General features: G+C 53.6%; 20 protein-coding genes. 12 read left to right on the top strand and 8 right to left on the bottom strand.

The genetic code is table 11. The features are described from left to right. Window positions 1-33: 33 nt before the first annotated feature. A complete protein-coding gene (bchB, locus tag RHJ02_RS02475; protein WP_310744967.1) occupies window positions 34-1,560 on the bottom strand; it encodes a ferredoxin:protochlorophyllide reductase (ATP-dependent) subunit B in 1,527 nt (508 codons plus the stop codon). Between the two features lie 199 nt (window positions 1,561-1,759). Between bchB and RHJ02_RS02470 the strand changes: the two genes are divergently transcribed. Next, the gene (locus RHJ02_RS02470) at window positions 1,760-2,908 is read left to right on the top strand and encodes a citrate synthase (RefSeq protein WP_206200924.1); all 1,149 of its coding nucleotides are present in this window, start codon (window positions 1,760-1,762) and stop codon (window positions 2,906-2,908) included. A gap of 273 nt (window positions 2,909-3,181) precedes the next feature. Beyond that, a complete protein-coding gene (gatB, locus tag RHJ02_RS02465) occupies window positions 3,182-4,684 on the top strand; it encodes an Asp-tRNA(Asn)/Glu-tRNA(Gln) amidotransferase subunit GatB (RefSeq protein WP_310800572.1) in 1,503 nt (500 codons plus the stop codon). On the opposite strand, the gene RHJ02_RS02460 is transcribed toward gatB, so the two are convergent. Genes RHJ02_RS02460 through RHJ02_RS02450 form a run of 3 tightly spaced genes read right to left on the bottom strand, consistent with a single transcriptional unit; the run spans window position 4,667 to window position 9,039 of the window. After that, a complete protein-coding gene (locus RHJ02_RS02460) occupies window positions 4,667-6,172 on the bottom strand; it encodes an NAD(P)H-hydrate dehydratase (protein WP_310743323.1) in 1,506 nt (501 codons plus the stop codon). The genes gatB and RHJ02_RS02460 overlap by 18 nt on opposite strands. Continuing rightward, window positions 6,169-7,305 (bottom strand): anhydro-N-acetylmuramic acid kinase, encoded by a 1,137-nt coding sequence (locus RHJ02_RS02455; RefSeq protein ID WP_206200922.1) that lies wholly within the window; start codon window positions 7,303-7,305, stop codon window positions 6,169-6,171. The genes RHJ02_RS02460 and RHJ02_RS02455 overlap by 4 nt, the downstream gene beginning before the upstream one ends. A 9-nt stretch (window positions 7,306-7,314) precedes the next feature. Further along, the gene (locus RHJ02_RS02450; RefSeq protein ID WP_310800419.1) at window positions 7,315-9,039 is read right to left on the bottom strand and encodes an ABC transporter permease subunit; all 1,725 of its coding nucleotides are present in this window, start codon (window positions 9,037-9,039) and stop codon (window positions 7,315-7,317) included. Between the two features lie 127 nt (window positions 9,040-9,166). Here RHJ02_RS02450 and pyk point away from each other — a divergent pair, with 127 nt between their 5' ends. The 6 genes from pyk to RHJ02_RS02420 all read left to right on the top strand — a co-directional run bounded on the left by pyk (window position 9,167) and on the right by RHJ02_RS02420 (window position 14,792). Beyond that, window positions 9,167-10,600 carry a pyruvate kinase gene (gene pyk, locus RHJ02_RS02445; protein ID WP_206200920.1) on the top strand — a complete coding sequence of 478 codons (1,434 nt, stop codon included), beginning with the start codon at window positions 9,167-9,169 and terminating at the stop codon, window positions 10,598-10,600. Between the two features lie 82 nt (window positions 10,601-10,682). After that, complete coding sequence (locus RHJ02_RS02440) at window positions 10,683-11,390, top strand: SIMPL domain-containing protein (RefSeq protein ID WP_310800418.1); 708 nt, start codon at window positions 10,683-10,685, stop codon at window positions 11,388-11,390. A 9-nt stretch (window positions 11,391-11,399) separates the two neighbouring features. After that, entirely contained in the window at window positions 11,400-12,752 is a 1,353-nt protein-coding gene (locus RHJ02_RS02435; protein WP_206200918.1) for a DUF3370 domain-containing protein, read from the top strand. 70 nt (window positions 12,753-12,822) lie between these two features. After that, window positions 12,823-13,995 carry a molybdopterin-synthase adenylyltransferase MoeB gene (gene moeB, locus RHJ02_RS02430; protein ID WP_310800417.1) on the top strand — a complete coding sequence of 391 codons (1,173 nt, stop codon included), beginning with the start codon at window positions 12,823-12,825 and terminating at the stop codon, window positions 13,993-13,995. Between the two features lie 162 nt (window positions 13,996-14,157). Further along, entirely contained in the window at window positions 14,158-14,625 is a 468-nt protein-coding gene (locus RHJ02_RS02425) for a photosystem I reaction center protein subunit XI (protein ID WP_206200916.1), read from the top strand. A gap of 50 nt (window positions 14,626-14,675) precedes the next feature. Further along, complete coding sequence (locus RHJ02_RS02420; RefSeq protein WP_149820283.1) at window positions 14,676-14,792, top strand: photosystem I reaction center subunit VIII; 117 nt, start codon at window positions 14,676-14,678, stop codon at window positions 14,790-14,792. Between the two features lie 109 nt (window positions 14,793-14,901). Here RHJ02_RS02420 and RHJ02_RS02415 read toward each other — a convergent pair whose 3' ends face one another. Beyond that, window positions 14,902-15,435, bottom strand: coding sequence for a tetratricopeptide repeat protein (locus RHJ02_RS02415; RefSeq protein WP_206200915.1), 534 nt, complete (start codon window positions 15,433-15,435; stop codon window positions 14,902-14,904). 128 nt (window positions 15,436-15,563) lie between these two features. Here RHJ02_RS02415 and RHJ02_RS02410 point away from each other — a divergent pair, with 128 nt between their 5' ends. From RHJ02_RS02410 to RHJ02_RS02395, 4 genes are read left to right on the top strand one after another with little or no spacing between them, the layout of a single operon-like run. Next, the gene (locus RHJ02_RS02410) at window positions 15,564-16,631 is read left to right on the top strand and encodes a hypothetical protein (protein WP_302677238.1); all 1,068 of its coding nucleotides are present in this window, start codon (window positions 15,564-15,566) and stop codon (window positions 16,629-16,631) included. Between the two features lie 55 nt (window positions 16,632-16,686). After that, window positions 16,687-19,887, top strand: coding sequence for a tubulin-like doman-containing protein (locus tag RHJ02_RS02405; protein WP_310453213.1), 3,201 nt, complete (start codon window positions 16,687-16,689; stop codon window positions 19,885-19,887). 27 nt (window positions 19,888-19,914) lie between these two features. Further along, window positions 19,915-21,744, top strand: a complete 1,830-nt coding sequence (locus RHJ02_RS02400; RefSeq protein WP_302677236.1) for a hypothetical protein — start codon at window positions 19,915-19,917, stop codon at window positions 21,742-21,744. A gap of 10 nt (window positions 21,745-21,754) precedes the next feature. Continuing rightward, on the top strand, window positions 21,755-22,438 hold the full coding sequence (locus RHJ02_RS02395; RefSeq protein ID WP_302677235.1) for a hypothetical protein: 684 nt from the start codon (window positions 21,755-21,757) through the stop codon (window positions 22,436-22,438). Window positions 22,439-22,810: 372 nt separating this feature from the next. On the opposite strand, the gene RHJ02_RS02390 is transcribed toward RHJ02_RS02395, so the two are convergent. Genes RHJ02_RS02390 through psbU form a run of 3 tightly spaced genes read right to left on the bottom strand, consistent with a single transcriptional unit; the run spans window position 22,811 to window position 26,137 of the window. Next, window positions 22,811-24,019 carry an MlaD family protein gene (locus RHJ02_RS02390; RefSeq protein WP_206200913.1) on the bottom strand — a complete coding sequence of 403 codons (1,209 nt, stop codon included), beginning with the start codon at window positions 24,017-24,019 and terminating at the stop codon, window positions 22,811-22,813. A gap of 41 nt (window positions 24,020-24,060) precedes the next feature. Next, on the bottom strand, window positions 24,061-25,701 hold the full coding sequence (gene nadB, locus RHJ02_RS02385; RefSeq protein ID WP_206200912.1) for an L-aspartate oxidase: 1,641 nt from the start codon (window positions 25,699-25,701) through the stop codon (window positions 24,061-24,063). Window positions 25,702-25,732: 31 nt separating this feature from the next. After that, window positions 25,733-26,137 carry a photosystem II complex extrinsic protein PsbU gene (gene psbU, locus RHJ02_RS02380; RefSeq protein WP_302677231.1) on the bottom strand — a complete coding sequence of 135 codons (405 nt, stop codon included), beginning with the start codon at window positions 26,135-26,137 and terminating at the stop codon, window positions 25,733-25,735. Between the last annotated feature and the right edge of the window lie 57 nt (window positions 26,138-26,194).

Raw genomic sequence — 26,194 nt, 5'->3', positions numbered from 1 at the left:
GGGTCAGGTTCATACAGGTTCCAGAGGTGAAACTTAAGCCCCCACGGCTTCTTTGGCAGCGTAGAGCACTTCTACGGTGATCTCGCTAATCCCCTGTTCGCGGGCAAATTTTTCGGTGTTGCGCTTCACCTTGCCGCGCACAAAGCCGGGAATCTTGTTTAATTCCGCTAGCCCATCCGCGGTCCATGTCAAATCCGAGTCGGCGGAAAGCCCCTTGTGAATCACTTCCTTGGTGTCATGGCCACCAAAAATCTCTAGCAGGTGATCTTCCATGCCCAAGGTAAAGGAGTTGTAGATTAAATCCACCAGTTGATTCGTGCCCTCATAGCCCAAGAAGGGGCGATAGCCCACGGGAAAGTCTTGGATGTGGATGGGCGCTGCAATGACGCCACAGGGAATGTTGAGGCGTTTGCCCACATGGCGTTCCATTTGGGTGCCAAAGATGGCCGCGGGTTCAACGCGGGCGATCGCGTCCCCCACCACGGTGTGGTCATCGGTAATGAGTACTTCGTCACAAAAGCCCGCCACCTCTGCGCGGAACCAATCGGCATCGTATTTACAATAGGTACCTGCCCAAACAACGTGGATGCCCATTTCCCGACTGAGAATTTTGGTCATCGCTGCTGCATGGGTATTGTCCCCAAAGACCACTGCTTTTTTGCCGGTCAGGTTTTGGCAGTCAATGGAGCGAGAAAACCAAGCAGCTTGGGACACTTCGCGAGTTTGGTGCTCAATAAAGGCCTCATAGTCCACATTGGCCCCCTGAGCATTGAGCACCGCTTGAATGGCACGGATACAGCGGGCGGTTTCCACCACACCCATCGGCGTAATGCTGACGCTTGGCAAACCAAATTCGGTTTCTAGGTACTGGGCGGTGAGGCCGCCAATTTCCCGATAGGGGACAAGGTTAAACCATGCTTGGGGCAGTCGGGCAAGGTCGTGGACGCTGGCCGCCGCAGGAATCACCAGATTCACCTCAATCCCAAGGTTGGCCATGAGTTGTTTCAGCTCGCGGCAGTCATGCTGATTGTGGAAGCCGAGGGTGGTGATGCCAATAATGTTGACGCTAGGGGTGGGGGTTTTGTTGGTCACTAAGGTGCCTTGGCGGCGGGCTTTGTCAATATAAAACTGCACGATTTGCTCAAGGGTGCGATCGGCGGCTTGCAATTCATTGACGCGATAGTGATTGACATCCGCCAAGAGGACATCGGCAGTGGTGCTGAGGCTGGCGCGTTGGACAAAGTTTTGTAAGTCTTCCTGAAGAATGCTAGAGGTGCAGGTGGGGGTGAGCACAATTAAATCAGGGTGCTCTTCAGTGTCTTTGCGGGTGATATTGTCCACCACTTTTTCTTGGGAGCCGCGTGCCAAGACATGGCGATCGACAATACTGGCGGTGACAGGCGTAAAGTCGCGCTCTCGCTCGAGCATCGATCGCATGACGTTGAAGTAGTCATCTCCAAGGGGCGCGTGCATAATGCCATGAACATTTTTGAAGGAACTGGCAATGCGCAGAGTACCAATGTGGGCCGGCCCTGCATACATCCAGTAGGCAAGTTTCATCGCGTCAACTCCTTGGGCAAAGGCATTTTGATGTCCGATCGCGATCGTAGCGAGGCTCTTTCCCTCGCCTGCCAAAACGTTGGAAAACTTCAAGGAAGCGGGAATGCAGCTTAACATCTCAACATCTTTCCCCTCTCCCCTAAAATTGATAGATGTTGCAATTGCGATTCAGTTTGCCCCCTTTTAAGGACACCCACGCATGGTTGCTTGCGAATTTAGCCCCGGTCTTGACGGTATTCCCGTTGCTCAGTCGGCCATTAGCTATGTGGATGGCCAAGCAGGCGTTCTTGAGTATCGCGGTGTCCCGATTGAGGAACTAGCGGAGAAAAGCACATTTTTGGAAACTGCCTTCCTCTTGATTTGGGGTTACTGGCCGAGCAAGGAGGAGTTGGCGGCCTTTGAGCACGATATTACCTACCATCGCCGCGTGAAATATCGCATTCGCGACATGATGAAATGCTTTCCCGACAGTGGCCACCCCATGGATGCCCTACAGGCCTCGGCGGGCGCCTTGGGATTGTTCTATTCGCGGCGGGCCCTCGACGATCCGGAGTACATTCGGGCAGCAGTCATCCGCCTCTTGGCCAAAATTCCAACAATGGTGGCGGCGTTTCAACTGATTCGCAAGGGGAATGATCCGGTCATGCCCTGTGATGAGCTGGACTATGCGGCCAACTTTCTCTACATGCTCAATGAGCGGCGTCCCGATCCCTTTGCGGCACGGGTATTTGATATTTGCTTGATTCTCCATGCCGAGCACACGATGAATGCCTCTACCTTCTCGGCGCGGGTGACGGCCTCGACATTGACAGATCCTTACGCTGTGGTTGCTTCAGCGGTGGGTACACTGGCAGGGCCGCTCCACGGGGGCGCCAATGAAGAGGTGATCAATATGCTCGAGGAAATCGGCAGTGTCGAGAATGTGCGTCCCTATGTGGAAAAGTGCGTTCAGAATAAGATCAAAATTGCCGGCTTTGGCCACCGCGTGTATAAGGTCAAGGATCCCCGTGCCACGATTTTGCAGAAGCTGGCGGAGCAGTTGTTTGATAAGTTTGGTGGCGATCGCTACTACGACATTGCCCTGAAACTGGAAGAAGTGGTGGGTGAATACCTCAGTTACAAGGGGATTTATCCCAATGTGGACTTTTACTCGGGGCTTGTCTATCGGCGGTTGGGCATTCCCAGTGATCTGTTTACGCCTGTGTTTGCGATCGCCCGCGTGGCCGGTTGGCTAGCCCACTGGAAAGAACAACTGGAGGCCAATCGCATCTATCGCCCCACCCAAGTCTATACGGGTGCCCACAATCAGCCCTATGTGCCCATGGAGGAGCGCAATCATCGCCCCTAGCTCTTGATCCTCAATTCCCCCCCCTGAAGACAGTCCTTTTCTGAAAATGCATATAGACCTAGGGCAATCAAATACTCTCCTGTACTTGCTTTCACAGCCTTGAGCGTGTTCCATCCTTGGGAAAAGGGCTGTAAGCTGCTTTATAGTGGCGGTACCCTTGTGGAGTTTCTGATGGCAAAGGCAAAATCAAGCAAACGGCAAGCATCGAAAACCTCAAAAACATCAAAAACGGCGAAATCCACCCCACCAACCTCGACGCAGCAGGCAGCAACCATTGCGCCTGAACCCACCCCTGTGGATCCCGCCAGTCTCACCTACGAGGCGGTGATTGGCCTAGAGATTCACTGCCAACTGAGTACCCAAACCAAAATTTTCTCGTCCAGCTCAACCCAGTTTGGCGCACCCCCGAATACCAACATTGACCCAGTGTGTTTGGGTTTGCCGGGGACACTCCCCGTCTTGAATGAAAAGGTGCTCGAGTATGCCGTGAAGGCGGGCTTAGCCCTCAATTGTCAGATTGCCCCCTACAGCAAATTCGATCGCAAGCAGTATTTTTATCCCGACTTGCCGAAAAACTATCAAATCTCGCAGTACGACCTGCCCATTGCCCAGCATGGCTACCTTGAGATTGAACTGGTGGATGACAACGGCACCGCCCACCGTAAAAAAATTGGCATTACTCGCCTGCACATGGAGGAAGATGCCGGCAAACTGGTTCACGCGGGGAGCGATCGCCTGTCTGGCTCCACCTACTCCCTAGTGGACTTGAATCGGGCAGGGGTGCCCCTTGTGGAAATTGTCTCTGAGCCAGATCTGCGCACGGGTCAAGAAGCTGCCGAGTATGCCCAAGAACTGCGGCGTATTCTCCGTTACTTGGGGGTTTGCGATGGCAATATGCAGGAGGGGTCGCTGCGCTGCGACGTCAATATCTCCGTGCGCCCCATGGGCAGCAACACCTTTGGCACCAAGGTCGAGATTAAGAACATGAACTCCTTTAGTGCCATCCAACGCGCCATTGACTATGAAATTGAGCGGCAAGTCGCTGCTGTGAAAGCGGGCGAAGCCATCGTTCAAGAAACCCGCCTCTGGGATGAGGCCACGCAGCAAACACGCACCATGCGGGTCAAGGAAGGCTCCAGTGACTACCGCTACTTTCCTGAACCCGATCTCGGCCCCATTGAAGTCAGTGCGGAGCAACTGGCCACTTGGCGTGCGGATTTGCCTGAACTGCCAGCGCAAAAGCGGCACCGCTACGAGACCGAGTGGGGCCTGCCCCCCCAAGATGCCCGTGTCCTTACCGATGAGCGAGCCGTTGCCGAATACTTTGAAGCCACTGTTGCCGCCGAGGCACCCCCGAAATTAGCGGCCAACTGGATCATGGGGGATATTACCGCCTATCTCAAGGAACAAAAACTGGCGATCGAGGCACTACCTCTGAAACCTGCTGAATTGGCGGAGTTGATCCAACTCATTGAGGCGGGCACTATCAGTAGCAAAATGGCCAAGGATCTGCTGCCGGAATTACTGGCTCAAGGTGGCTCCCCGAAAGCCCTTGTCGAGAAAAAAGGCCTCAGCCAAATTTCCGATGTGGCTACCCTAGAGGCAATGATTGATGAAGTGCTAGCAGCGCACCCCAATGAACTGGAACAATACCGCGCGGGCAAAACGAAACTTCAGGGCTTCTTTGTTGGCCAAATCATGAAGAAAACCAGCGGGCGCGCTGATCCCAAGCTGACCAATCAACTCTTGGCCAAAAAGCTAAACGCCAGCAGTTAGAGCAGCGTGCAGCGTCGGTAACAGGTGGGCAATCAGTTGTTCAGGATAGACCCCTAGAGCAGTGGCCTCTCGTTCTGCCTGAAGGCCGGCTTGGGCATGCCACCAAACCCCACCATAGGTGGCGCTGAGGGCTTCCTGCTGCGCCAAAAGGCCACCAATGAGGCCAGTGAGAACATCCCCACTACCCCCTCGGGCAAGGGCAGGGGTACTGTGGGGGTTGATCCAAAGCTCACCCTTCGGAGAGGCAATGGCTGTGCGTGCGCCCTTGAGAAGAACAATGGCATTACTGCGGCTCGCGGCGGCGGTCACTTGATCAAGGCGATCGCCGGTGACAAGGTCTGGAAAGAGCCGCCGAAATTCGCCATAGTGGGGGGTCAAAATGGTCGGACTTGGCAGCGGCCATGGCGAGAGCGTCGCTAGGACATTCAAAGCATCGGCATCCAAGACAAGGGGTTGCCCGGCATCGAGAACGGTTTCCACAACGGGCACCGCCTCAGGGGTTAGCCCCGGCCCACAGGCAATGGCTGAGAACTTGCTCAAGTCTAGTGGTTCCGGCAAGCCAGCGATCGCCCCCCTCGCTGTTTCTGGACAGCCAACAACAATGGCATCGGGGACTCGTGAGAGCACAAGGGACTTCAGGGACTGGGGCACCGCCACCACCAGCATTCCCACACCCGTACAGCGTGCAGCAAGGGCACTGAGGAGAATACTGCCGCCAAACTGGGCAGAGCCGCCAATGAGTAACAGTTGTCCCTGCTGATACTTGTGGGTAATGGGCGATCGCGACAGGGGCAATTCTTGCCAACAGGAAGCATCTAAGCAATATCGCCGAGGCGCAGTCGCCAACACCGCTTCAATCAGCGTCGAGGGAACATCAAAGGGAATTAACACCCCCTGCCCCACCCAAGGCTGTGCTTCCTCTACCAGTAGCCCCCGCTTCCAGAGTCCTAAACAGAGGGTGCGATCGGCCTGAATTGCCGTACCCAAAACTGCCCCGGTATTACTGTGTAGCCCCGAGGGGACATCAATACTCACCCGTGGTTGCCGCCACGTGTTGATTTGGTCAATGGCAGCGGCAAGTTCACCCGTCAGTTCCCGCTCTAGGCCAAAGCCAAAAAGACCATCCACGATCAGGTCAACCTCTTGCAAGCTGTCCACTGTCTCGACAAAGGGCAGACCGAGAAAGCGGGCATAGCGGGCATGATCTGCCGTCAGGGGTTTCAAACGTTCAAAGGGCTGCCAGACCTTCACCCCATAGCCGCGGTGCCATAGTTCCCGCGCCACCACCAGAGCATCGCCGCCATTGTGCCCCGGACCGGCCAAAACCCCAACACGGGAATACGGTGGAAACTGACGCTGGAGAAAGTCGCTGAGGCGTTGTCCCACCTTTTCCATCAGGGCAGCCACTGGAAAGCCGGCATTGAACATCGCCCCTTCGATTGCCTGCATTTCAGCCGTGGTGACAATGGCTGGAAAGGTTGTTTTCATGACTGTCCCACCCAACACTGACCCAAGGGAACCGCTTGGCGCGCACCTGTGACTTGGGGCAAATTCCCCGGCAAGCCCAACTCATGCCAGTAGGCGAGAATAGCGAAGGCGATCGCCTCTTTGGCATCCACCGGTACGCCCGCCGTCGCAGTGGTTTCCACGGGAATGTCTCCTAAATGCACCTGAAGGCGCTCCCTGAGAAAACGATTGTGGGCACCGCCGCCACAGAGGAAGAGCCGCTGCGGTTTTTGGGGCAAAAATTGGCGATAGCTCTCAACCATACTGCGAGCCGTAAATTCCGTCAGTGTGGCCAGCAGATCCGCAGGCGCCAGACCAGCAGCCTCAGTGCGGCATCGCTGCCAAAAGGGCAGACCAAAGTATTCTCGCCCTGTGGACTTTGGCGGCAGCTGCTGAAAGAAGGGGTCTTGCAGCCAGTGCTCTACTAGGGGATCGATAATTTTGCCCTGCCGCGCCCATGCCCCATCGGCATCGTAGGTGAATTCACCCCCCGATAACTCCGTTACGGCCAGATCAAGCAGCACATTGCCGGGACCTGTATCCCAACCCATGACCCCTTTGCCCTCAGGATCCTCTCGTTGAGGCGGCAAGTAGGTAACATTGCCGATGCCACCGATGTTTTGCACACAGCGGACTTCCGTGGGATGACTGAGAAGACACCAATCGATCCGAGGCACAAGGGGCGCTCCTTGGCCGCCTAGGGCAATATCTTGAGCACGAAAGTTAGCAATGGTGGTAATCCCCGTGCGCCAAGCAATCCAATCTCCCCGTCCCAGTTGTAGGCTGTAGCCGAGGCGATCGCCCGTGGGGGGGCGATGAAAGACCGTTTGGCCATGGGAGCCAATGAGATCTGCGCGGGGATATCCCTGTTGAACCGTTTGTGCTGCCAAAGCAAAGGCCTCGGCGATCGCCTCATCCAACTCCGCCAACGCTGCAAGGGTCAAGGGTTTTGCGCCACAAATGTCGAGAATCTGCTGCCGTAGGGCTGTGGGATAGGGCACCGTACAAAAATTCAGCACCTGTACCTCAAGGTCGCGATCGCCCCCCTGTAGCTCCACTAAGACCGCATCAATGCCATCCACCGAGGTACCGCTCATGAGGCCAATAACGCGCATCTTCACCGCCTACAGCAGTTGATACTTGGTTTCCGCCAAGCGGTAGAGGGGGCGCCAAACCAAGCGGTTGGTCAAAACCACCAATAGTGACATGACTGCCGTGGCGGCCATCAGTAGGGGAAAATCCCCCCGAACGCTAGCCTCAGAAATCGTGGCCCCCAAGCCAAGGGTTTGCTCCGTTTGATTCTGAAATTCCACATATTCACTGACGATGCTGGAGTTCCAAGCGCCGCCTACCGCCGTAATGATGCCCGTAATCAAATAGGGAAAAATGCCGGGCAGGATCAGGGTGCGCCACCGCTGCCACCAAGAGAGTTGATAGATCACCGCTGCTTCAAATAATTCCGTGGGAATCGCTTGGGCACCGGCAATGACATTAAAGAGGATGTACCACATCGTGCCCAGCATCATCAGCGCCACAGAGCCAATCTCCAAACCCCCACCCACATTGGCCAGCGCCAACAGCAGCACTGGAAACAGCGCCGTAGCCGGTACCGATGCCGCAATTTGGACAATGGGTTGCAACACTTGAGCAGCACGGGGATTGCGACCGATCGCCACCCCCACTGGAACTGTCCACAGTAGGGAGAGAACCAGTGCCACCGCTACCCGCACCGTGGTCAGAACCGCCCCTAGACCAATTTGCTGCCAATCTTGCCAACTGACACCAAACATTTGCCGCAAAAAGGCGATCGCTCCCCAACCCACGAAGGCGGCAAAAATCAGCAAAATGATGGGGGTTATCGGCCAGTTGCCTTGGTCATTCTGGGGGGCAACAGATTGACGTGGGGGTTTGGGGCGCAACTGCTCATCCAGTCGTTCCCAGGCGGGGGCAAAGATATTTTGGTGGAAGGCTCGCAACGTGGGCGATCGCCGCAGGAAATCAAGAACGAAGGATTTAGGCACATTCTCCGCCTCGACCATTTCCATCTTGAATTTTTCGCCCCAAGCAATGAGAGGGCGCCACACCAGAATATCAATTACAATAATGATGCCAATTAATACCGCCAGACCGTAGGCCAATGCTGCATAGTCCTGTTGGTTGGCTGCTTCCGCCAGATAGGAACCTAACCCCGGCAACGTAAAGGTTTTCTCGCCAATGGTAAAGGACTCGATCGCCATCAGGAAAAACCAGCCCCCCGCCACTGACATCACACTATTCCAGATCAGGCCAATGGCACCCGCCGGCAAATCCAGCGTCCACACCTGCTGCCACCACCCCAGCCGATAAATTTTTGCCACCTCCCGCAGCTCCCGAGGCACGCTAATCAAAGACTGATAAAAGCTAAACGTCATATTCCAAGCCATTCCCGTGTAGATGAGGATAATGGCCGCCAATTCCACGCCAATACGGCTCCCCGGAAAGAGGGCAATCAGTGCCAGCACCACCCCCGGCAAAAACGACAGCACGGGAATCGATTGCAGAATATCCAGCAGCGGCAGCAGGATTTTTTCAGCAGTGCGATTGTAGTAGGCAATATAGGAATAGAGGATGCTAAACACCAAGGAGATGACGTAGGCAATCAGCATCCGCAGCAGCGTTTGAGCGGTGTAACTGGGCAAGACCGCTGGACTCAGCTCAATGGTGATCGTGGGGTCATACTGTCCTGTAAACTGCGCCGCCGTGTTGACAATCCAAAAGATCAGGGCAATCAAGGCCAAAATAATCAGGCCATCTTGCCAAGTCCAAGCACGATTCAGCGTTTGATTATCGGGGGTAAGGGGGCGTGCCATCGCGGCCTCCAGCGGTAGTCTCCACGAGGCAAATTATAGCCACATCCCTGTAGCCACAAAAGTTAATGTCCAATGCAAGCCAGAACACCACCGGATTCCCTGACCTATGCCTAAGATTTAGGAGAGCATGAAGTTATCCCCCTCTCCTATGCTGTTTCGTCGCACCAAAATTGTGGCCACCATTGGCCCTGCCAGTCGATCGCGGGAAGTGATTCAGCAGATGCTAACCGCCGGCATGAATGTGGCACGGTTAAATTTCTCCCATGGTGACTATAAAGATCATGCCGAAACCATTACTCTGCTACGACAAGTGGCCAATGAAGCAGCAACCCCCTTAACCCTGCTGCAAGACTTGCAAGGGCCGAAGATTCGCGTTGGCCAGCTTCCTGAAGGGAGCATCGAATTAGTGGAAGGGGAGCAAGTCCACCTCGTGCCGCTCACTGAGGAAGAGACACAAGGCATTGGCATTGATTATCCCTATCTTGCCGAAGAGGCGCAGCCGGGGATGCAGGTGCTCTTGGATGATGGCCTCTTGGAATTGGTGGTCGAGGCCATTGCGGGAGATCGGGTCACCTGCCGGGTGGTGCAGGGGGGCACGCTCAAAAGTCGTAAGGGGGTAAACTTGCCGGATCTCAATCTGCGGCTGCCTTCCCTCACAGACAAAGACAAGCAGGATATTCAATTTGGCATTGAGCAGGGGGTTGATATTATCTCCCTGAGTTTTGTGCGCCGAGCTGAGGATCTCTGGGAGTTGCGGGAGTACTTGGCGGCCCACGGTGCCAGTGATATGCCCGTGCTGGCAAAAATTGAGAAACCCCAAGCAGTGGAAAATCTCTCAGCGATTTTGGGGGTGGCCAATGCAATCATGGTTGCGCGGGGCGATCTCGGTGTGGAGATGCGGGTAGAGAAGGTGCCGCTGCTGCAAAAGCAAATTATTCGCGAGTGCAACTACCGCAGTATTCCTGTGATTACGGCAACCCAAATGCTAGAGAGCATGATTCACAATCCCCGTCCGACGCGGGCAGAGGCCAGTGATGTCGCCAACGCCATTCTTGATGGTACAGATGCGGTGATGTTGTCGGGCGAATCTGCTGTGGGGGCTTTTCCTGTGCAGGCGGTGAAGATGTTGGCGCGGATTGCAGCGGATGTGGAGCCGCATCTTGAGTTTGACAATATGCCCGCCTACCGCAATGATGAGACCCATGCCCTAGGTGAAGCCTTAACCACCATTACTCAAATCCTCGATCTGCGGGCGATCGCCTGCTTTACGGAAACGGGCTATACCGCAACCATTGCCTCTGGGGAACGGGTGAAACCCATGATTGTCGCCTTTACCGATCGCCCCCGCGTTTATCACTGGATGAATTTGCTCTGGGGTGTGAAGCCGATTCTTTTGGAAACGCTGCCTATGACGTTTGAAGGGATGATTGCCGTGGCTGAAAACCAACTCAAGGAGCGCCAGATGGTCACTGAGGGCGATAAAATTTTGATTCTGGGCGGCATTCCTGCCCAAACTCCCCAAGGAACGAATTTTATTAAAATTCATACCATTAGCGCCTAAAGGGGAACAGAATCCGAGTGGGAGGCGGTCTGGAGAGAAACAAGGTTCATGAGTTTTTTGCTGAGCTGTGGTGAATACCGCTGTGAAACATCCGTTAACGCCTTTTTATACCCTCAGTCTTGCCGTGCTTCTTGTTGGGGGATCTGTGGTGGTTGCTGAGCGACCCGCCGTGAGCCAAGAAGCCCAACGTACCCTGACGGTTACAGGTCGAGGGACAGAAGCCATTTCAGCAACTCTTGCCCAAGTCAGCCTAGGGGTCGAGGTGCAAGGTCGCACGGCTCAAGAGGTACAGCAAGAGGTGGCGCGGCGAGCCAATGCCGTTTTGGCGGTTCTGCGGGCACGGGAAGTCAGTCAACTGCAAACCACGGGGCTGAGCCTCAGTCCCAATTATCAGTACACCAACAATCAGCGGATACTGGTGGGCTATATCGGGCGCAATACGGTGAGTTTTCGCGTTGCTAGCGATCGCGTGGGGTCCCTTCTTGATGCCGCTGTCCAAGCTGGCGCAACCACGATTGACAATATTAGCTTCACCGCACCAGAGGCGACGATTGCCGCTGCCCAACGCACTGCCCTGCAGCGAGCGACCCAAGATGCCCAAAGTCAAGCCCAAGCGGTACTCAGTGCCCTCAATCTCCAACCGCGCCAAGTGGTGAGCATTCAAATTAATCAGGCGGCACCCCCGCCAAGACCCCTTGCCGTTCGCGCAGCAAACATGGCCGATAGCACCCCTGTGGTGTCCGGGGAATTACAGGTAGAGGCGAGTGTAACGCTGCAAATGAGCTACTAGGTCTCGGTAATGTCTGTTGATTTCCGTTGGTGGTTGGCGAGCGGTGCGGCCTTGGTTGTCATTTCCCCAGTGCTAGCTCAGGCGCCGGCAACAATTGAAAAACCGCAAAAAGTGCTCCCTTTGCCGGGTGCCCTTGATCGGGTGCCTGTGTTGAATAGCAATAGCCCAGAGGTGGTGCAGCGATCAGGGATTCTCCTGTCCACATTTCCGCCAGAGGGCAAAGCAACTCCTAGTGCCCACTTGAACTTTGCTTTTCGCGATCGCTTTGATATTTTTGCCCACCATATTGCGAAGCCCCTCGACCCACAGGATCTCACGACCCTCTACCTAGGGATTCTCGCCTACAACCCCAGTTCTGAACCGGTAACGGTGAATTTGATCCATGCCGCCAGTTACTTGAGTCAGCCGGATGCGCCCTTTCGTCCTCTGCCCAATCAGCAGGCCAATGATCTCGGCCAAGTTTTTGCTGGTCCGGGCGATCGCGTCATGCTGGATATTTTGCGACAACGGCGGCAATCGGGATGGCCCGCACAAATCATGATTCCCCCGCGCAGTTATGCCCTGATCGCCAATTTACCGATTCCGGTCAAGGGACTCGACCCCCCCCTCAATGGCCGTTCGCTGCTGATTCGTGCCCGCAGTAGTGGCAACCTCTACCTCGCCAGTTTAGCCCGCTTTGGCAATGAACCGCCGACCCTAGAGCAATGGCAGCAGACACTGACGGCAGGGGAATTGGTCACCCCCCGCGATCGCGCCCCCACCCCCCCCGATCAAGGGGGCAGCATTATCTATGGCCGAGTGGCGGGTGTCGCCCTTGGCTCCCGCTGGCACAATCCCCAACAACAACCAATTCCGATTCCCGCCGCGGGGACCGCCTTCTCCTATCCCATTAGTTCGTTAGTGGCAGGGCGCTTGGGCACAGGACAAGTGCAAACGGCTCCCCTCGTGGTGCGCTATCCCGATACGGCCTATGCTGCCCATGGCAACTATGGCATTGAATATGATCTGGTGCTACCGCTACAAAACACCAGCGATCGCCCCCAGACCCTGCGCCTTGCCCTCCAAACCCCCATCAAATTCGACGCCCCCGCTAGGGGCTTACGGTTCTTTGCTGAACCACCCAACCGCATCTTTTTCCGAGGCAGTGTCCGATTGCGCTTCCGCGATGATCAAGGCACCCCCCAAAGTCGGATCATTCACCTTGTCCAACGCCAAGGCCAGCAGGGAGACGATCTGGTGCGGCTCACGCTACAACCCCAAGAAATCCGCTGGGTACAGTTCACCCTGCTCTATCCGCCGGATGCCACCCCCCCCCAAGTGTTGACAATTGAAACCTTGGCAGATCCTCTGTCGCGCCCCTAAGTAAAATAAGAAAATCCCCTCACCCTTGCTGATCGGGTTAGATCAGCCGCATTTTTTATGAAGGGCTACCATGCTAAATCCAGACCTTTCTACGATTGAACTCACGAAAGACGACTATGAACGCTATTCCCGCCATCTGATTTTGCCAGAGGTGGGTGTTGAGGGTCAAAAACGCCTCAAAGCTGCCAGCGTGCTTTGCATTGGCACGGGTGGATTGGGATCGCCTTTGCTGCTCTATCTCGCCGCTGCCGGTATTGGTCGCCTTGGCATTGTAGATTTTGATGTGGTGGATAGCTCCAATTTGCAACGGCAGGTGATCCACGGCACCTCTTGGGTGGGCAAGCCGAAAATTCAATCGGCGAAGCACCGCATCCTTGAGATCAATCCCTACTGCCAAGTGGATCTCTACGAAACTCGCTTGAGCGCCGCCAATGCCCTTGAGATTATGGCGGACTACGACATTGTGGTGGATGGCACCGATAACTTCCCCACCCGCTACTTGGTGAACGATGCTTGTGTGCTCCTGAATAAGCCCAATGTCTATGGCTCCATCTTTCGCTTTGAGGGCCAAGCCACGGTCTTTAACTATGAAGGCGGCCCCAACTATCGTGATCTCTATCCGGAACCGCCGCCACCGGGCCTAGTGCCCTCCTGTGCGGAAGGGGGCGTTCTTGGGATTCTGCCGGGTATTATTGGCGTCATCCAAGCCACGGAGACGATTAAAATTATTCTTGGCAAAGGCACAACCCTCAGTGGTCGCCTCTTGCTCTTCAACGCCCTAGAGATGAAATTCCGTGAACTCAAGCTGCGCCCAAACCCCGAACGGCCAGTCATTGACAAGCTCATTGACTACGAAGAATTTTGTGGTATTCGCCAAGCCAAAGCACAGGAGGCCGCCCAAATAGCAGAAATTCCCGAAATGACCGTCCAGGAACTCAAAGCCCTCATGGACAGCGGTGCCCAAGATTACGTTCTTGTGGATGTGCGCAACCCCAACGAGTACGAAATTGCTCGGATTCCCGGCGCTGTACTCGTTCCCCTCTCGGAGATTGAAAATGGCCCCGGTGTGGAGAAAATCCGCAATCTGGTGAATGGCCATCGCCTCTTGGTGCACTGCAAGATGGGGGGTCGCTCTGCCAAAGCCTTGGGCATACTGAAACAGGCTGGCATTGAGGGGATCAATATCAAAGGGGGCATCAACGCCTGGAGTCAGGAAGTCGATCCCAGCGTACCCACCTACTAACCCCAACTTGAGGGCGGGGCTGCGTAAGGGGATGTTGCGATACATGAACTTTCTTAAAGAGATGAACGCTCTCTCTCGCGCGATCGCCCGCCCTTGCCTAGAATAACCACTTAGGTTCGTGCCTGTGCGCGGACATGACGGAATGCTAGGGAAATAAAAATCATGGCAGAAGAACTGGTTAAGCCATACAATGGTGATCCCTTTATCGGTCACCTATCTACACCCATTTCTGACTCTGGCCTAGTCAAGACCTTTATTGGCAATCTCCCCGCCTATCGTCAAGGCCTCTCGCCCATTCTGCGGGGGCTAGAAGTAGGGATGGCCCATGGCTACTTTCTCATTGGTCCTTGGGTCAAGCTCGGTCCCCTGCGGGACTCCGATGTGGCCAACTTGGGCGGTTTGATTTCTGGTATCGCCCTGATTTTGATTGCCACGGCCTGCTTAGCGGCCTATGGTCTAGTCAGTTTTCAAAAGGGTGGCAGCAGCAGCGATCCCCTGAAAACCGGTGAGGGTTGGAGTCAGTTTACGGCTGGCTTCTTTGTGGGGGCTATGGGTGGTGCCTTTGTTGCCTTCTTCCTCCTCGAAAACTTTGCTGTTGTGGATGGCATCATGACCGGCCTCTTTAACTAGGGCCTTGGTCACACTTTACTTTTGATCACCCAGAAGGAGAACCGCTGATTATGATGGGATCTTACGCTGCATCCTTTTTGCCTTGGATTTTTATTCCCGTGGTGTGCTGGCTGATGCCCACGGTGGTGATGGGGTTGCTGTTCCTCTACATCGAAGGAGACGCCTAAACCGAGGGGTAGCTTATCCAGCTAAATACACAGAGTGAATTGCGAACTGGTTAGGGAATGTCCTAGCCAGTTTTTTATTGTTAGCCAGTTTTTGCTTGACGAGGGATCCTCAAGCCGCCGCGCCACTCAGCCGTTTTTTCAGGGAATTCACCCGCCGTTGGGCGATCGCATTGTTGGGGTCGTATTTCAGGGTGTGCTGATAGGCCTCAAGGGCTGGCTGGGCTAGATTCTTTTTCTCATAGGCATGGCCTAGGTTGTTGGCAGCCGTGATGTACTCAGGCTGATTTTTCAGAGCCTCCTTGTACTGGCGAATTGCGAGATCATACTGCTCCTGCATGAAATAGGCATAGCCAAGGGCATTGTAGATGGGAGCCACATAGGTTTCACCTTCACTTTCAGCCGCCTTCAGGGCTTTTTGAAACAGGGGAATCGCTTGACTGGCCAGTTTTTTGGTGAGGTAGATGCTGCCGAGTTCAAAGTATTCTTGAGTGGTCCCTGGTTCCTGCTTGAGTTTTCGTTGCAGGCGTGCCAAAGTAGATTCAATGCGGCGGGTTTTGAGGATTTGTTTGACCACAAACCAAGCTGAGACGCCGAGTAGAATAATCAACACACTTAAATAAACCGCAGGTAAGGCATTCTCCATGGTAAGTCGTATCCCCAGTAACAACCGATCATTCTAAAATTGAGGCTCTACGCATTTATTCCTTAGGTCTATGATAAACAGAGGCGACCCCTTTAACCCTAGAAATCTCGCAATTTAAGCCACTGACTATGAATCCACCTGTGGTTCCCGGCAATCGTCCCCTCACCCCCCAGCAAAAGGACGGGTTGGCGTGGGTTGGGCGTTGGGGCGGTCGGGATGTGGTGCTGGCGATCGACCTCACGGAAAGTGTCGGCCTCAATGATCCAGGGCGGCTCCACCTACGGCAGATCATTGAAAAAACCTTAACCAAGGGGGACACCGTTCATATTCTGCCCTTTGCCATGACGGTGCGATCGCCCGTGGTCTTTGAATACCAAGGGTCTGTGGATATTCCCAAAATTTTAGAAGCGGTGCCCATGAATGCCGGCACTGAGCAGGGTACCGATATTATGTGTGCCGAACTCTTTGTCTATCGCTATTTGGCGCAACTCAACCAAGACCGCCTCCACAATCAGCAACCGATCAAAAACCAGTCGGTGATTTGGATTACGGATGCTCCCCTCAACCTTCCCCAAGGGCAAGCGGATCAATGGATAGAAGTCCCCAATAGTGTCTGTGGTCTAGCCGATACCCCAGAAGCCCAAGAGCGCAGCCAATGGTTTGCGGCTCTACCAATGCAGCAGCGCAGTATTCAGCCCGGCAACTTTCAGCTAACCGTTGTCGATGTGCCAGCCACAGTGCAGGAATTTTGTACCCCTAAACCCGGCGGCGGCGACATCTGTCTAGTGGACGCCTATCTTCGGGGACAACTGGGGTGGCAGATTCTGCTGGCGAGTGTCTTGGGGGTGTTGGTTCTTGGGGCTGGCTTGTGGTTCGCTGTGCATTGGCTGCGGCAGCAAATTCCTTGGTCTGTCACTGTTCAGGTGGGGGATCAAGAGTATCGCTTTGCCCTCAAGCATGGCCAAAAAATTGGTGTCGGCGGTAGTGTCGCTGGTACGTTCTTGGTGGTGCCTTTGCCCAGTATGATGGCGATCGCCATCCTTGAACGGCGAGATCAAAACCTGATCATTCATGCCCTAGAATCAGGAGAACTCACCTGTGATGGTCAGCCAATCTTTGGCTCGATCACCATTCCTAAACAGCGTAGCTTTGCTCTCCTTGCATACAAGGATAAAATCATCAGGATAACCCTATAAAGTGATTCCTTAAGGTTGATCTCTTTCGTTTAGCAGCAGACTCATAGGGGGCTGGATGTTTACCACAGATACCGCAGAAAACAATAATTTGACCGTTATGCCCGTTATCTGCGTAGGGCTAGGGGGCACCGGGCGAGATGTTCTGGTACGCATTCGCCAAAATATCATTGAAGAATTTGGTTCCTTGGCCGATCTACCCATCGTCAGTTTTGTGCAAATTGATACCGATCGCGGGGGGCCCATTCCCAGTTACCGAGGCCAAAGCATTGAATTTACCCCGGCTGAGGAAGTCCATATCCGCGTTTCCCTCAACGAAGTCAATGAATTTAAGCAGAACTACGAACGGCGGAAAAAAAATACCTATGTGCAAAATTCCGACGACCATATCCTTGAATGGTTTCCCGATCAACTGATTCGCAACCTCAGCGCCATTGAGCAGGGAGCAGGTGCCGTGAGGGCAGTGGGTCGTTTTGCCCTCTTCAAAAATTATGATCGGGTGGTGAGAACCTTGAACTTAGCCCATGGCCGTGTGGTTGGTGCTGATGCGGGTGCCCTGATTGCCCGTGGCATCGAAGTCAGGCCGGGGTTACGGGTTTTTGTGGCGGGTTCCCTGTGCGGCGGTACCGGTAGCGGCCTGTTTCTCGATATCGGCTACATTCTGCGGCGGCTCTTTGCCGAAAGTGTGCCCAACTTTGAAACCTACGGCTACTTTGTCGTCAGTCCCGATCTCTACGGTGGCAACGATGTCGTCAAGGCCAACTGCTACGCTGCCCTCAAGGAATTGGACTATTACACCCGCAAGGGCACCATTTTTAATGCCCAATACCCCGGCGAACGCCGTCTAGGGGAGTCTCGCCCGCCCTACGACTACATCTACTTGATGTCCAACGCCACCCCCGGCGGCACATTCATCATTCCCCCAACGGATCCCAACGCCAAGGGCAAAATCGCCAACACCATTGCTCAGAAAATTTGCCTCTTTTTGAGTAGTAGTGCGACGGCTGCCGCTGCAATCTCTGCCCGTGACAATTTGCGTTCCATTGATGCCACCGAAGAATACGATAAACACCCCCGCCCAAATCGCCAGCGCTACATGGCCACTGGACTGGCGAGCATTTACTTCCCCCAAGACAAGATCAATTTGCTGGCCGCCAACCAAATCAAAATTCAAGTGTTAGAGTTCTGGAAAAATGGTCTTGGTCAAGCCCCCACTAACAGCCAAATGCAGCAGTTCTATACAAGTCAATTTGACTGGGGGACGGATGATCTAGGGCAACTGCTGAAACAACGGTTAGAAAAAGTCCCCGTGCAGGGAGGAACGCTAAGTGCCAATTTAGAACGCTGGCGCAACGATCAATATAGTCAAATTAGTGCAGCCCAATCCCGTGGGCAACAAGATCTGTTAAAAACGCAATTTCCCCAGAATGCCATGGCACTGCTGAACTATGTGCGCCCTGCAGAGAACAGCAAAGAACGGGGGGTTTGGCTCACGCCAATTGTTGAGCACACGTCAGACGTGACCAATGACATCAAAGCCAGTATTGAAAAATTTCTAGAGCAAATCCTGCAACCAGATCACCAATTCTTTGGCCTCGACAATGCCATTAACTGGCTACAGGGACTCAAGACTAACTTCGAGCGTGTCCGTGCTCAATACGAGGCGAATCGTCCCCAAAATGCTGATGCGGAACTGCGCAATATCACTACCCAACTGCAAAATGAGGTGCAGGCAATTCAGGGGCAGCTTCTTCCCTTTGGCAAAACGGCAAAAATTCAAACTGCCTTTCGGGTGGCTGTGGATCAAGTGCTGACCCTCGCTCGCCAAAATTACCAATCGCAGGTGAGTCGTCAAGCCCGGGTGGCTACAGAAGACCTGATTGTATTTACGAATCAAAAAATTGCCCAGTTGGTGCAGTTACGCAACTTCATCCAAGAAAATATCCTCGTACTGCAACGGCGGGGTGAAAAGCTCTCGGAAGTCAATGTTCAAGAGCGAATTGGCTTGCCCATTGTCAATCCCCAAGACACCGAAAATGCGATTAATGCGGTGTTGCCCCCCAAGGAAGGGGAGCGGCGCTTGGCTCTGGAACAGCTTTCTACTGAGGTGATTCAAAAAGCAGTGGTTGTCAGCACAGAGGCGCCACCGAGCTTAGAACGCTTCCTCAAACCCCAGTTTACAGCGGAAGTTCCCATTGCCCTTGATCAAGTGGTGGACAGACGGATTTCGACCTTGATGCTGGCACTGCGGGGATCGGCAATTCAGCGTTTTATGGAAATGGGCAGCCGCGAGCAGTTGATTGCGTATTTAACATCGCTGAAGAATCAGTCGGACATTCTGCTGCCTCTGAATCTTAATGACGGCTATTTTAACAACGCCCCCCATAAGCGAACGGTCTTCATTGCCTATCACCAACCCCCCACAGAGGATGCCTATGTGCAGGCCTTTACCCAACTGCTGACGGAAACAGGGATACTGGGGAATGCACAGCGGGTGCAATTGCCGGCGTCAGAACAGCATCAAGTGATTTTCATGACGGAGTATGCCGGCTTTCCCCTGCGGTTGATCAATGATTTGACGGCCAAGAATTTCCAGTATGCCTACGAAAACCGAGGCGACGCGGGCAATTTTGACGCCCTGCATACCAATAAAACGATTACGCTCACGGATATTTTGCCGCCCCCGCCAGAAGTGGTGCGGGAAGTGCAGGAGCTGTTCTTTAAGTGCCTCGGCTTGAGAATGTTTGCCCTAGAGGGCGATAATCTTGTCTTTGATCCTAAAAACAAGGGCAGGAAAATTACCTTTGGGAATGATTGGTCAGTCGTTATTGATCAATTAACTTGGGTGCAGATTCGCAACCAAGATCAACGTACCATGACATTAACAGATGTCCTTCACCAACAACTGAATGGGGTAATTGAGCTTCTAGTGAGTAATCCCCCGCAATGGCAAAAGGACTATCGGCCACATGTGATGACACTCATTGAGGAAATTCGCGCCTACTCACCCGATCACATTAACTTTGCCATGGTGCCAATTGTGGCAGGGACAGAGATTCAAGGCCTCACGGAGATTGCCCAAAAGGGCATTCTTGAGGAGTTGATTGAGGAACTGGACAAACGCATTGAGGATCGCTGGAGCCAAACATTGACCTCGGGTACAACTCGGAGCGATCGCCTACTCAATCAGTCACCACCCCCTGAGCAACAAGATGTTGACGCGGCAGATGAGGATGATCAAGACAAACTAGAGCAATAACGCATTGTTTTCCCTGAGGTAAAAAGAATGGAGCTGTTTAGCCTGTTTCTAGAAGAGGTGCAGGGTTCGCCCATCCTCCAACTCTTTATTGGCACGCCGATCCTCATTGCCTTTATGAGTGCTGTGCTGCGGTGGCGCCTTTTTTTACGGTTAATGGAGTTTATCCGCTGGCAGTGGGCTGTGGCCAGTGAGACGACACAAGCGCCCGTTCTCATTCAGAACCTGCGGCAGCGGATGACGCGCTGCTTAGAAAAGTACGACGAGATCAATACAGTTACCTTGGTGGACTACATGCTTGGCCAAGAACGGCTGTGGGGCATGTCCCTAGAACAAATTGAGTACCTGACACGGGTAACCCCCAACTTACTGATTGCGATTGGGTTGCTGGGCACGTTTTTGGGAATCACGATCAATGTCTTTAGCATCATCGACAACTTGGGAACACTGGATATTTCTGCCCTTCAAGGGGAAAATCCTGCCCAACAGAATGTTGTGATTCAGGAATTGTTCACTCGGTTCCGTCAGCCGCTGCGGGGAATGGCGCTGGCCTTTGTGTCGAGTTTGGTCAGCCTTTCGCTGGGAATTTTGCTAACCTTTATCAATTCTATTTGGAATACCACTTTGGCACGGCGGCACTTTTTCACAGCTGTAGAACTGTATCTGGATCATGAACTAGCTAGTGAACAACGAAACCCCACTGGACGGTTGATTAAATCCATTGATGACAACTTTTCTATCTTTTTAGAGAACTTCCATGAAACTGTCACTAGCGCAATTAGAGAACCCCTCGAGCGGGAATTGGCCAATCTTAGGCAAATGTACAGCAGGAATATTGAGCTAGCGGAGAGGGTCTTTGCCAGAATCGATAACGCAGCGGGCAATCTTGTGTCTGGGGCAAATATCTTTCAGACCGCAGTGCAGACATTGGAAAATAGCGAGTTTGCGGAGAAATTTAGTACGGCAACACAGCAACTTGCGCAGTTTATTGATCAGTTGACGACAGCGGCGGCGCGATCGCAAGAACTGAATAGTCAAGTGATTGCCCTGACCACCAAGGTTTCAGAAACCCTAGAGCGGGTCAATCGCACCCACGTGAATTTTGAGGAAATTGCCAGCGATCTCAGCACCACCACGACCACCTTTAGACATATTCACGACATGGTTTTGGGCTTGGTCAACCAGATTGAGCAGGTGAATCGGCAAGTGGCGCAGAAGTCCACGGAACTGGCACAAGTCGCAGATCAACTGACGGAACTGCTGGCGATCGCCCAAAGATCACAAAATACCCTGAGCCAAAATCAACAGGAACTCCTAACGATGCTGCGCTCTATGGAGCGACTTAGTAATGATGTTGGCCAACACCTCCTCCAAGGGAATGAGGAACTGCGGCAAGTGCGTTTTGGTGTTAGCAAGTTTTGCACGGAAGTGTCCAATATTATTGAGCAGAACAAAACCAGTCAAGAGCAGTTGCTCACTCTTTTGAGGAAGAATACCTCCCATGTCGAACAACTGAGTACAGCCGCAAACCAAATTTCCCGTGTCACAGAGCAGTTGGATCGGCAATATAAATCCCTCACCGACCAGTTAACAACTCTCAGAAATAGCTTTGAAAACTATCGCAAGCAACGCTCCGCAAGCGATGGCGATCGCCAGAGCCAGATCAAAGCCCTTGAGAAGTGCCTAGAGCAAGTGACGGATCAAATTACCCAAGTGGTCAACGAGCAGTTAAGCCAATTGAAGAAACACAGCCAAGACTCTAGCCAATCAATGACCAAAGCCGTTCAATCCCTTGAGCAAATCAATGGCAACTTGGTGACTCTCTCCCAAAAAATTACACCCGCTCCCACGCAAACTTAGGTAATTGTCTATGCGCCCACTCCGTCGCTCTTGGCAACAGGAATCAGAGGACTTCAACCCTTGGATGTCCTACACGGATCTGATGTCTGGCAGCTTGCTGATTTTGAGCTTAATCACGTTTTTCATGATGATTTTTATGATTGTTAATCAAAAACAAGTGAATGAACTGAGAAAACAGCTTCAAACCCAACAGACTGTCCAAGGACCGCCGCCGATTCTCTTTATTCCAGATAATGAAAAATTTCGTTTCCCTGCGGGCAGTGCGCAACTCTCTGAACCGTTTCGCCAATACATTTGGGTAAATTTAGCCTCAATGGTTATGGATACCCGTGAAAAGTATGGTATTGACACCGTGGAAATCATTGGCCATACCGACGGCCAGCCCAATCAAGGCAGTGGCAGTAATCTCGATACATTGCTAGAGCAGGCGGCAGCCAGTAATACATTGAACCGCTTGACCCCCGGCTCGAATGCTGATCTCGGTCTAATGCGGGCACTGGCGATCGCCAACGAACTCCGCAAGGCCCAAGCAAAACAACCCAAACTGGCTGGCCTGAAATTTCGCGCCTACTCTGCGGGGCAGCTCTACTTGCTCAATGGTCAACTCGCACCAGCGAACCGCAATCCAGATGCTTCCCGGCGTCGTATCGAAGTGCGCTTTACCCGCACAGGAGAAACCCGAACAGCTCGTTAAAATCAACGTTACGGATTTTTACGTCGGGATTGGGCACGGGATATTTTGGAAAAGGGCTGTACTAAACGCCAATCCTTGCCTTGCTAGAGCAGGCGGCAGCCAGTAATACATTGAACCGCTTGACCCCCGGCTCGAATGCTGATCTCGGTCTGATGCGGGCACTGGCGATCGCCAACGAACTGCGCAAGGCCCAAGCAAAACAACCCAAACTGGCTGGCCTGAAATTTCGCGCCTACTCTGCGGGGCAGCTCTACTGGCTCAATGGTCAACTCGCACCAGTAAACCGCAATCCAGATGTTTCCCGTCGTCGTAGCGAAGTGCGCTTTACCTGTATGGGTAGCACAGAAACCGCCCGCTCAACCAATTGCCAACCTAGGGATCACTGGTCACGGCAGCTTCTTCCTCTTTGGGGGGCGTCGCAGCCACACTTGGACTCGGGGCAGGGTTGGGGGGTGGTGGCTGAGTTTCTCCTAGGGAAGTGGCATGGAGTGCCAAGAATTGCTGCTCAAGCTCCTCACTCGAAGCCAGTAGGCGGCTGAGGATTTTAATGAGGCGTCGCAAATCAGACTGGAACGATTCATCGCCCGTGAGTTTGAGCAAGTCATTCGTGAGTTTTTGGGCATTGATAAATGTTGCCCGTGCTGCATCTAGGGTTTGGGCGATCGACAGCATAATGATAGGACTGCTCAGTGTCCCAGAGACTTTATTGAGATTGGCTGCTGCCTCAGCACCATTTTTAATGAGGGCATCCAAATTGGCCAATAATTCCCCCTGCTCCAGCTGCTTGGTCAGGGGACGAAGGGCATGAAGCGTGGTTCTCAGATCGCGGGCCGCGCCATCAATGTTGCGCAAGGCGGAGTTAATCGTGTTGCGGTTGACCTCAACCATTTCACTGATCTGGTTGGCCGCACGGGTCACCGCTTGCGAGGCTGTGCTAAAGTTCCGTAGTTCAGCACGGGCTTCATTACTGAGGGCGTTGAAACTATCGAGGGCAGTGGTCACCTTCGTCAGGGATTGATCGGCACGATTGACGGTGCGGGTTGCGCCCAGAATGAGGGTATTGGCGTTATTGATAATCCCTGATTCTTCCAGCGCTAGGGTAAAGCGGGTAGCTGCCCGTATGAGGTCTTCGAGGCTGGCTGTTCGGACGCCCGTCACGCGATCGCCATTGCAGTAAATCAAGTCTGGTTGGCACTTGGGGGCAAAGGCAGTGACGCCCTCGGGAATCTCCGGTACTCGCTCCTTGGGGGTAAAGTCCAAGAAAGCCTGACCAATAAAGCCCGACTGGCGAATCTCCGGTACAGCACTACGGGGAATCAACACATTATTGACGCGCACACTCACTTGGACACCATTGGCGTCAAACCCAATGGCCGTGACGCGACCCACTTGGACACCGCGATAGCGCACCTGTGTCCCCACCGCTAAGCCGGGTGCTGTATCCAATTCCACCTCAAGGGTGTAGCTATTGGTACCGGCAAGGTTGCCCCGCAACCAGAGTAGGCCGACCCCTAATGTGGCTAAGCCCGCAAGGATCACCAGACCCACCAAACTTTCCTGCACACGCCGTGACTGCATCATAGGGATAGATCACCGCAAAAAATTTTTGGAATCTATAGCAACTATAGTTTACTCTGGACGCCTTGAATTGCCGCTTTTTGCCAGTGCTCTCCCCAAATTAGGGTGTGCATTTGCCAATTGGGATCGGGTTGGGGGTAGTCTTGACGGTAGTGGCCTCCGCGGCTTTCCTCCCGAAAGAGGGCACTTTTGAGAATTAAGTAGGCAATGTCCAAGAGATTGCGTAGCTCGCCCCATTCCCAAAGAGTTGTCTGGGCGGCTGTATTGCTGAGGGTATAGCAGTGATTGGGGTTGAGTTCACGAAGGGCGATCGCAATCGGATGAGCCAGCAATTCTTGGCGCCATTCTTTCACTTGGGAAAGAGCGGCCATCAGTGTGGGAGCATCGCGACAAATGCCAGCACTTTGCCACAGGAGTTCCCGCAGATCTTGGCGCCACTGCCGAAAACTCACTGGCTCAATTTCAAGGGCTTGCTGGCTAACAGGGGACACCGCCAAGGGAAGGGGCTGAGGGTGCAGATGTGCCAGTTGAGCTGAAAAGACAAAGCATTCCAAAAGGGAGTTACTCGCAAGGCGATTGGCACCGTGGACACCAGTACTGGCAACTTCACCAACGGCATAGAGGCCGGCAAGGCTGGTCTTGGCCTGTAAATCGGTGACGACTCCTCCCATCCAGTAATGGGCTGCTGGAGACACGGGAATGGGTTGCTGTTCAACATCAATGCCCCACTGCCGACAGACAGCAATGATTTTCGGAAAACGGTAGTGCAGGCGATCGCGAGAAATCGGTCGTAAGTCCAGCCAGACATGGGGGGCATGGCTCTGCTGAAGGTGACGGTAAATGGCGCGACTGACAATATCCCGTGGTGCCAGCTCGCCAGCAGGATGGTAGTCCGCCACAAAGCGATGCCCTGTGTGGTCTATGAGATGTGCCCCTTCACCGCGCACTGCTTCACTGATCAGAAATCGCGGTGCTCCCTCAACGGCAAGAGCGGTGGGATGAAATTGGAAAAACTCGACATCCCGAATGTGTGCTCCTGCCCGCCATGCCATTGCCACACCATCGCCAGTGCTTAAGGGGGGATTCGTGGTTTGGGCAAAAACTTGACCGCCGCCCCCTGTGGCGAGAACAACTGCCCCCGAGCGCAGCCACTGAAGTTGTCCCTGACGCAACAGACACACCCCACAGCATCGTCCCGACTCTAGCCACAGATCAAAGACAAAGCTATTGGGCAGAAGCGCGATATGGGGTGCAGCAGTGACCTGTTCGAGCAGTGTTGTAATCAGGGCTTGACCTGTGGTGTCAGCGGCATGAAGTACCCGAGGACGAGAATGAGCCGCTTCGAGGGTCAGAGCCGGGCGATCGCCCACGCGATCAAAAGCTACCCCCATCGCCAAGAGCCGCTCCACCTGTGCCGGTGCCTGCTCAACCAAAAACTGGACACTCACTGGATCACAGAGGCCAGCCCCCGCAGCAAGGGTATCTTGGGCATGGAGTAGGGGAGAATCCGCCGGGTCAATGGCCGCAGCCATACCACCTTGTGCCCAGCCACTGGCAGATTGGCGAAGGTCAGTTTTGGTAATCAGGCCAATGCGATAGCTAGGGGGAAGGGCAAGGGCAGCACTGAGACCCGCAGCACCACTGCCAATGATTAAGACATCAAATCCAGAAGTTGCGGGAGTCAACGCTAACCCAAAATTGATCTAATGAGGGTAGTTATTTGTATAGCCCATTATTATAGCGATCGCCACCCTCAACGAGAGCCGTTTCCACCTCGGTCACCGTAAAGTGATCCAAGTTTTCCCGCAGAATTTCCTTTTGCCGCTCCGTCAAGCCGGGAATATTCAGGACATCTTCAACGGATTGGTAGGGGGCATTTTTAACGATTAACTTAGCTAGGGTTGGGTATAACCCCCGGTATTGAATAAAGGCGGCAATGTTGGTATTGTTAAGGTCAATTTTTTCACCATAGGCAGTGCCAAGTTTCTCATCTATCACATTGACCAGTTCTTCCTCGGTGGATGCAGTTGCCGCCAAGGTTGGGGCACTCCAGTTGATCCAGCCCAACAGGCTAACGCCCACGAAGTAAGCCAGTGCTAGCCAGCGGCCCAAACGTTGCATAATTCCTTTACCTCCCAAATCTCACAGGTCATTACAAAAAACAGCGGTTCATTAAGA

Source organism: Thermosynechococcus sp. TG215 (genome assembly GCF_031583455.1).
Classification (GTDB): domain Bacteria; phylum Cyanobacteriota; class Cyanobacteriia; order Thermosynechococcales; family Thermosynechococcaceae; genus Thermosynechococcus.
The sequence above is the reverse complement of the archived record's forward strand: the minus strand, read 5'-3'. Positions and strand labels throughout refer to the sequence as shown.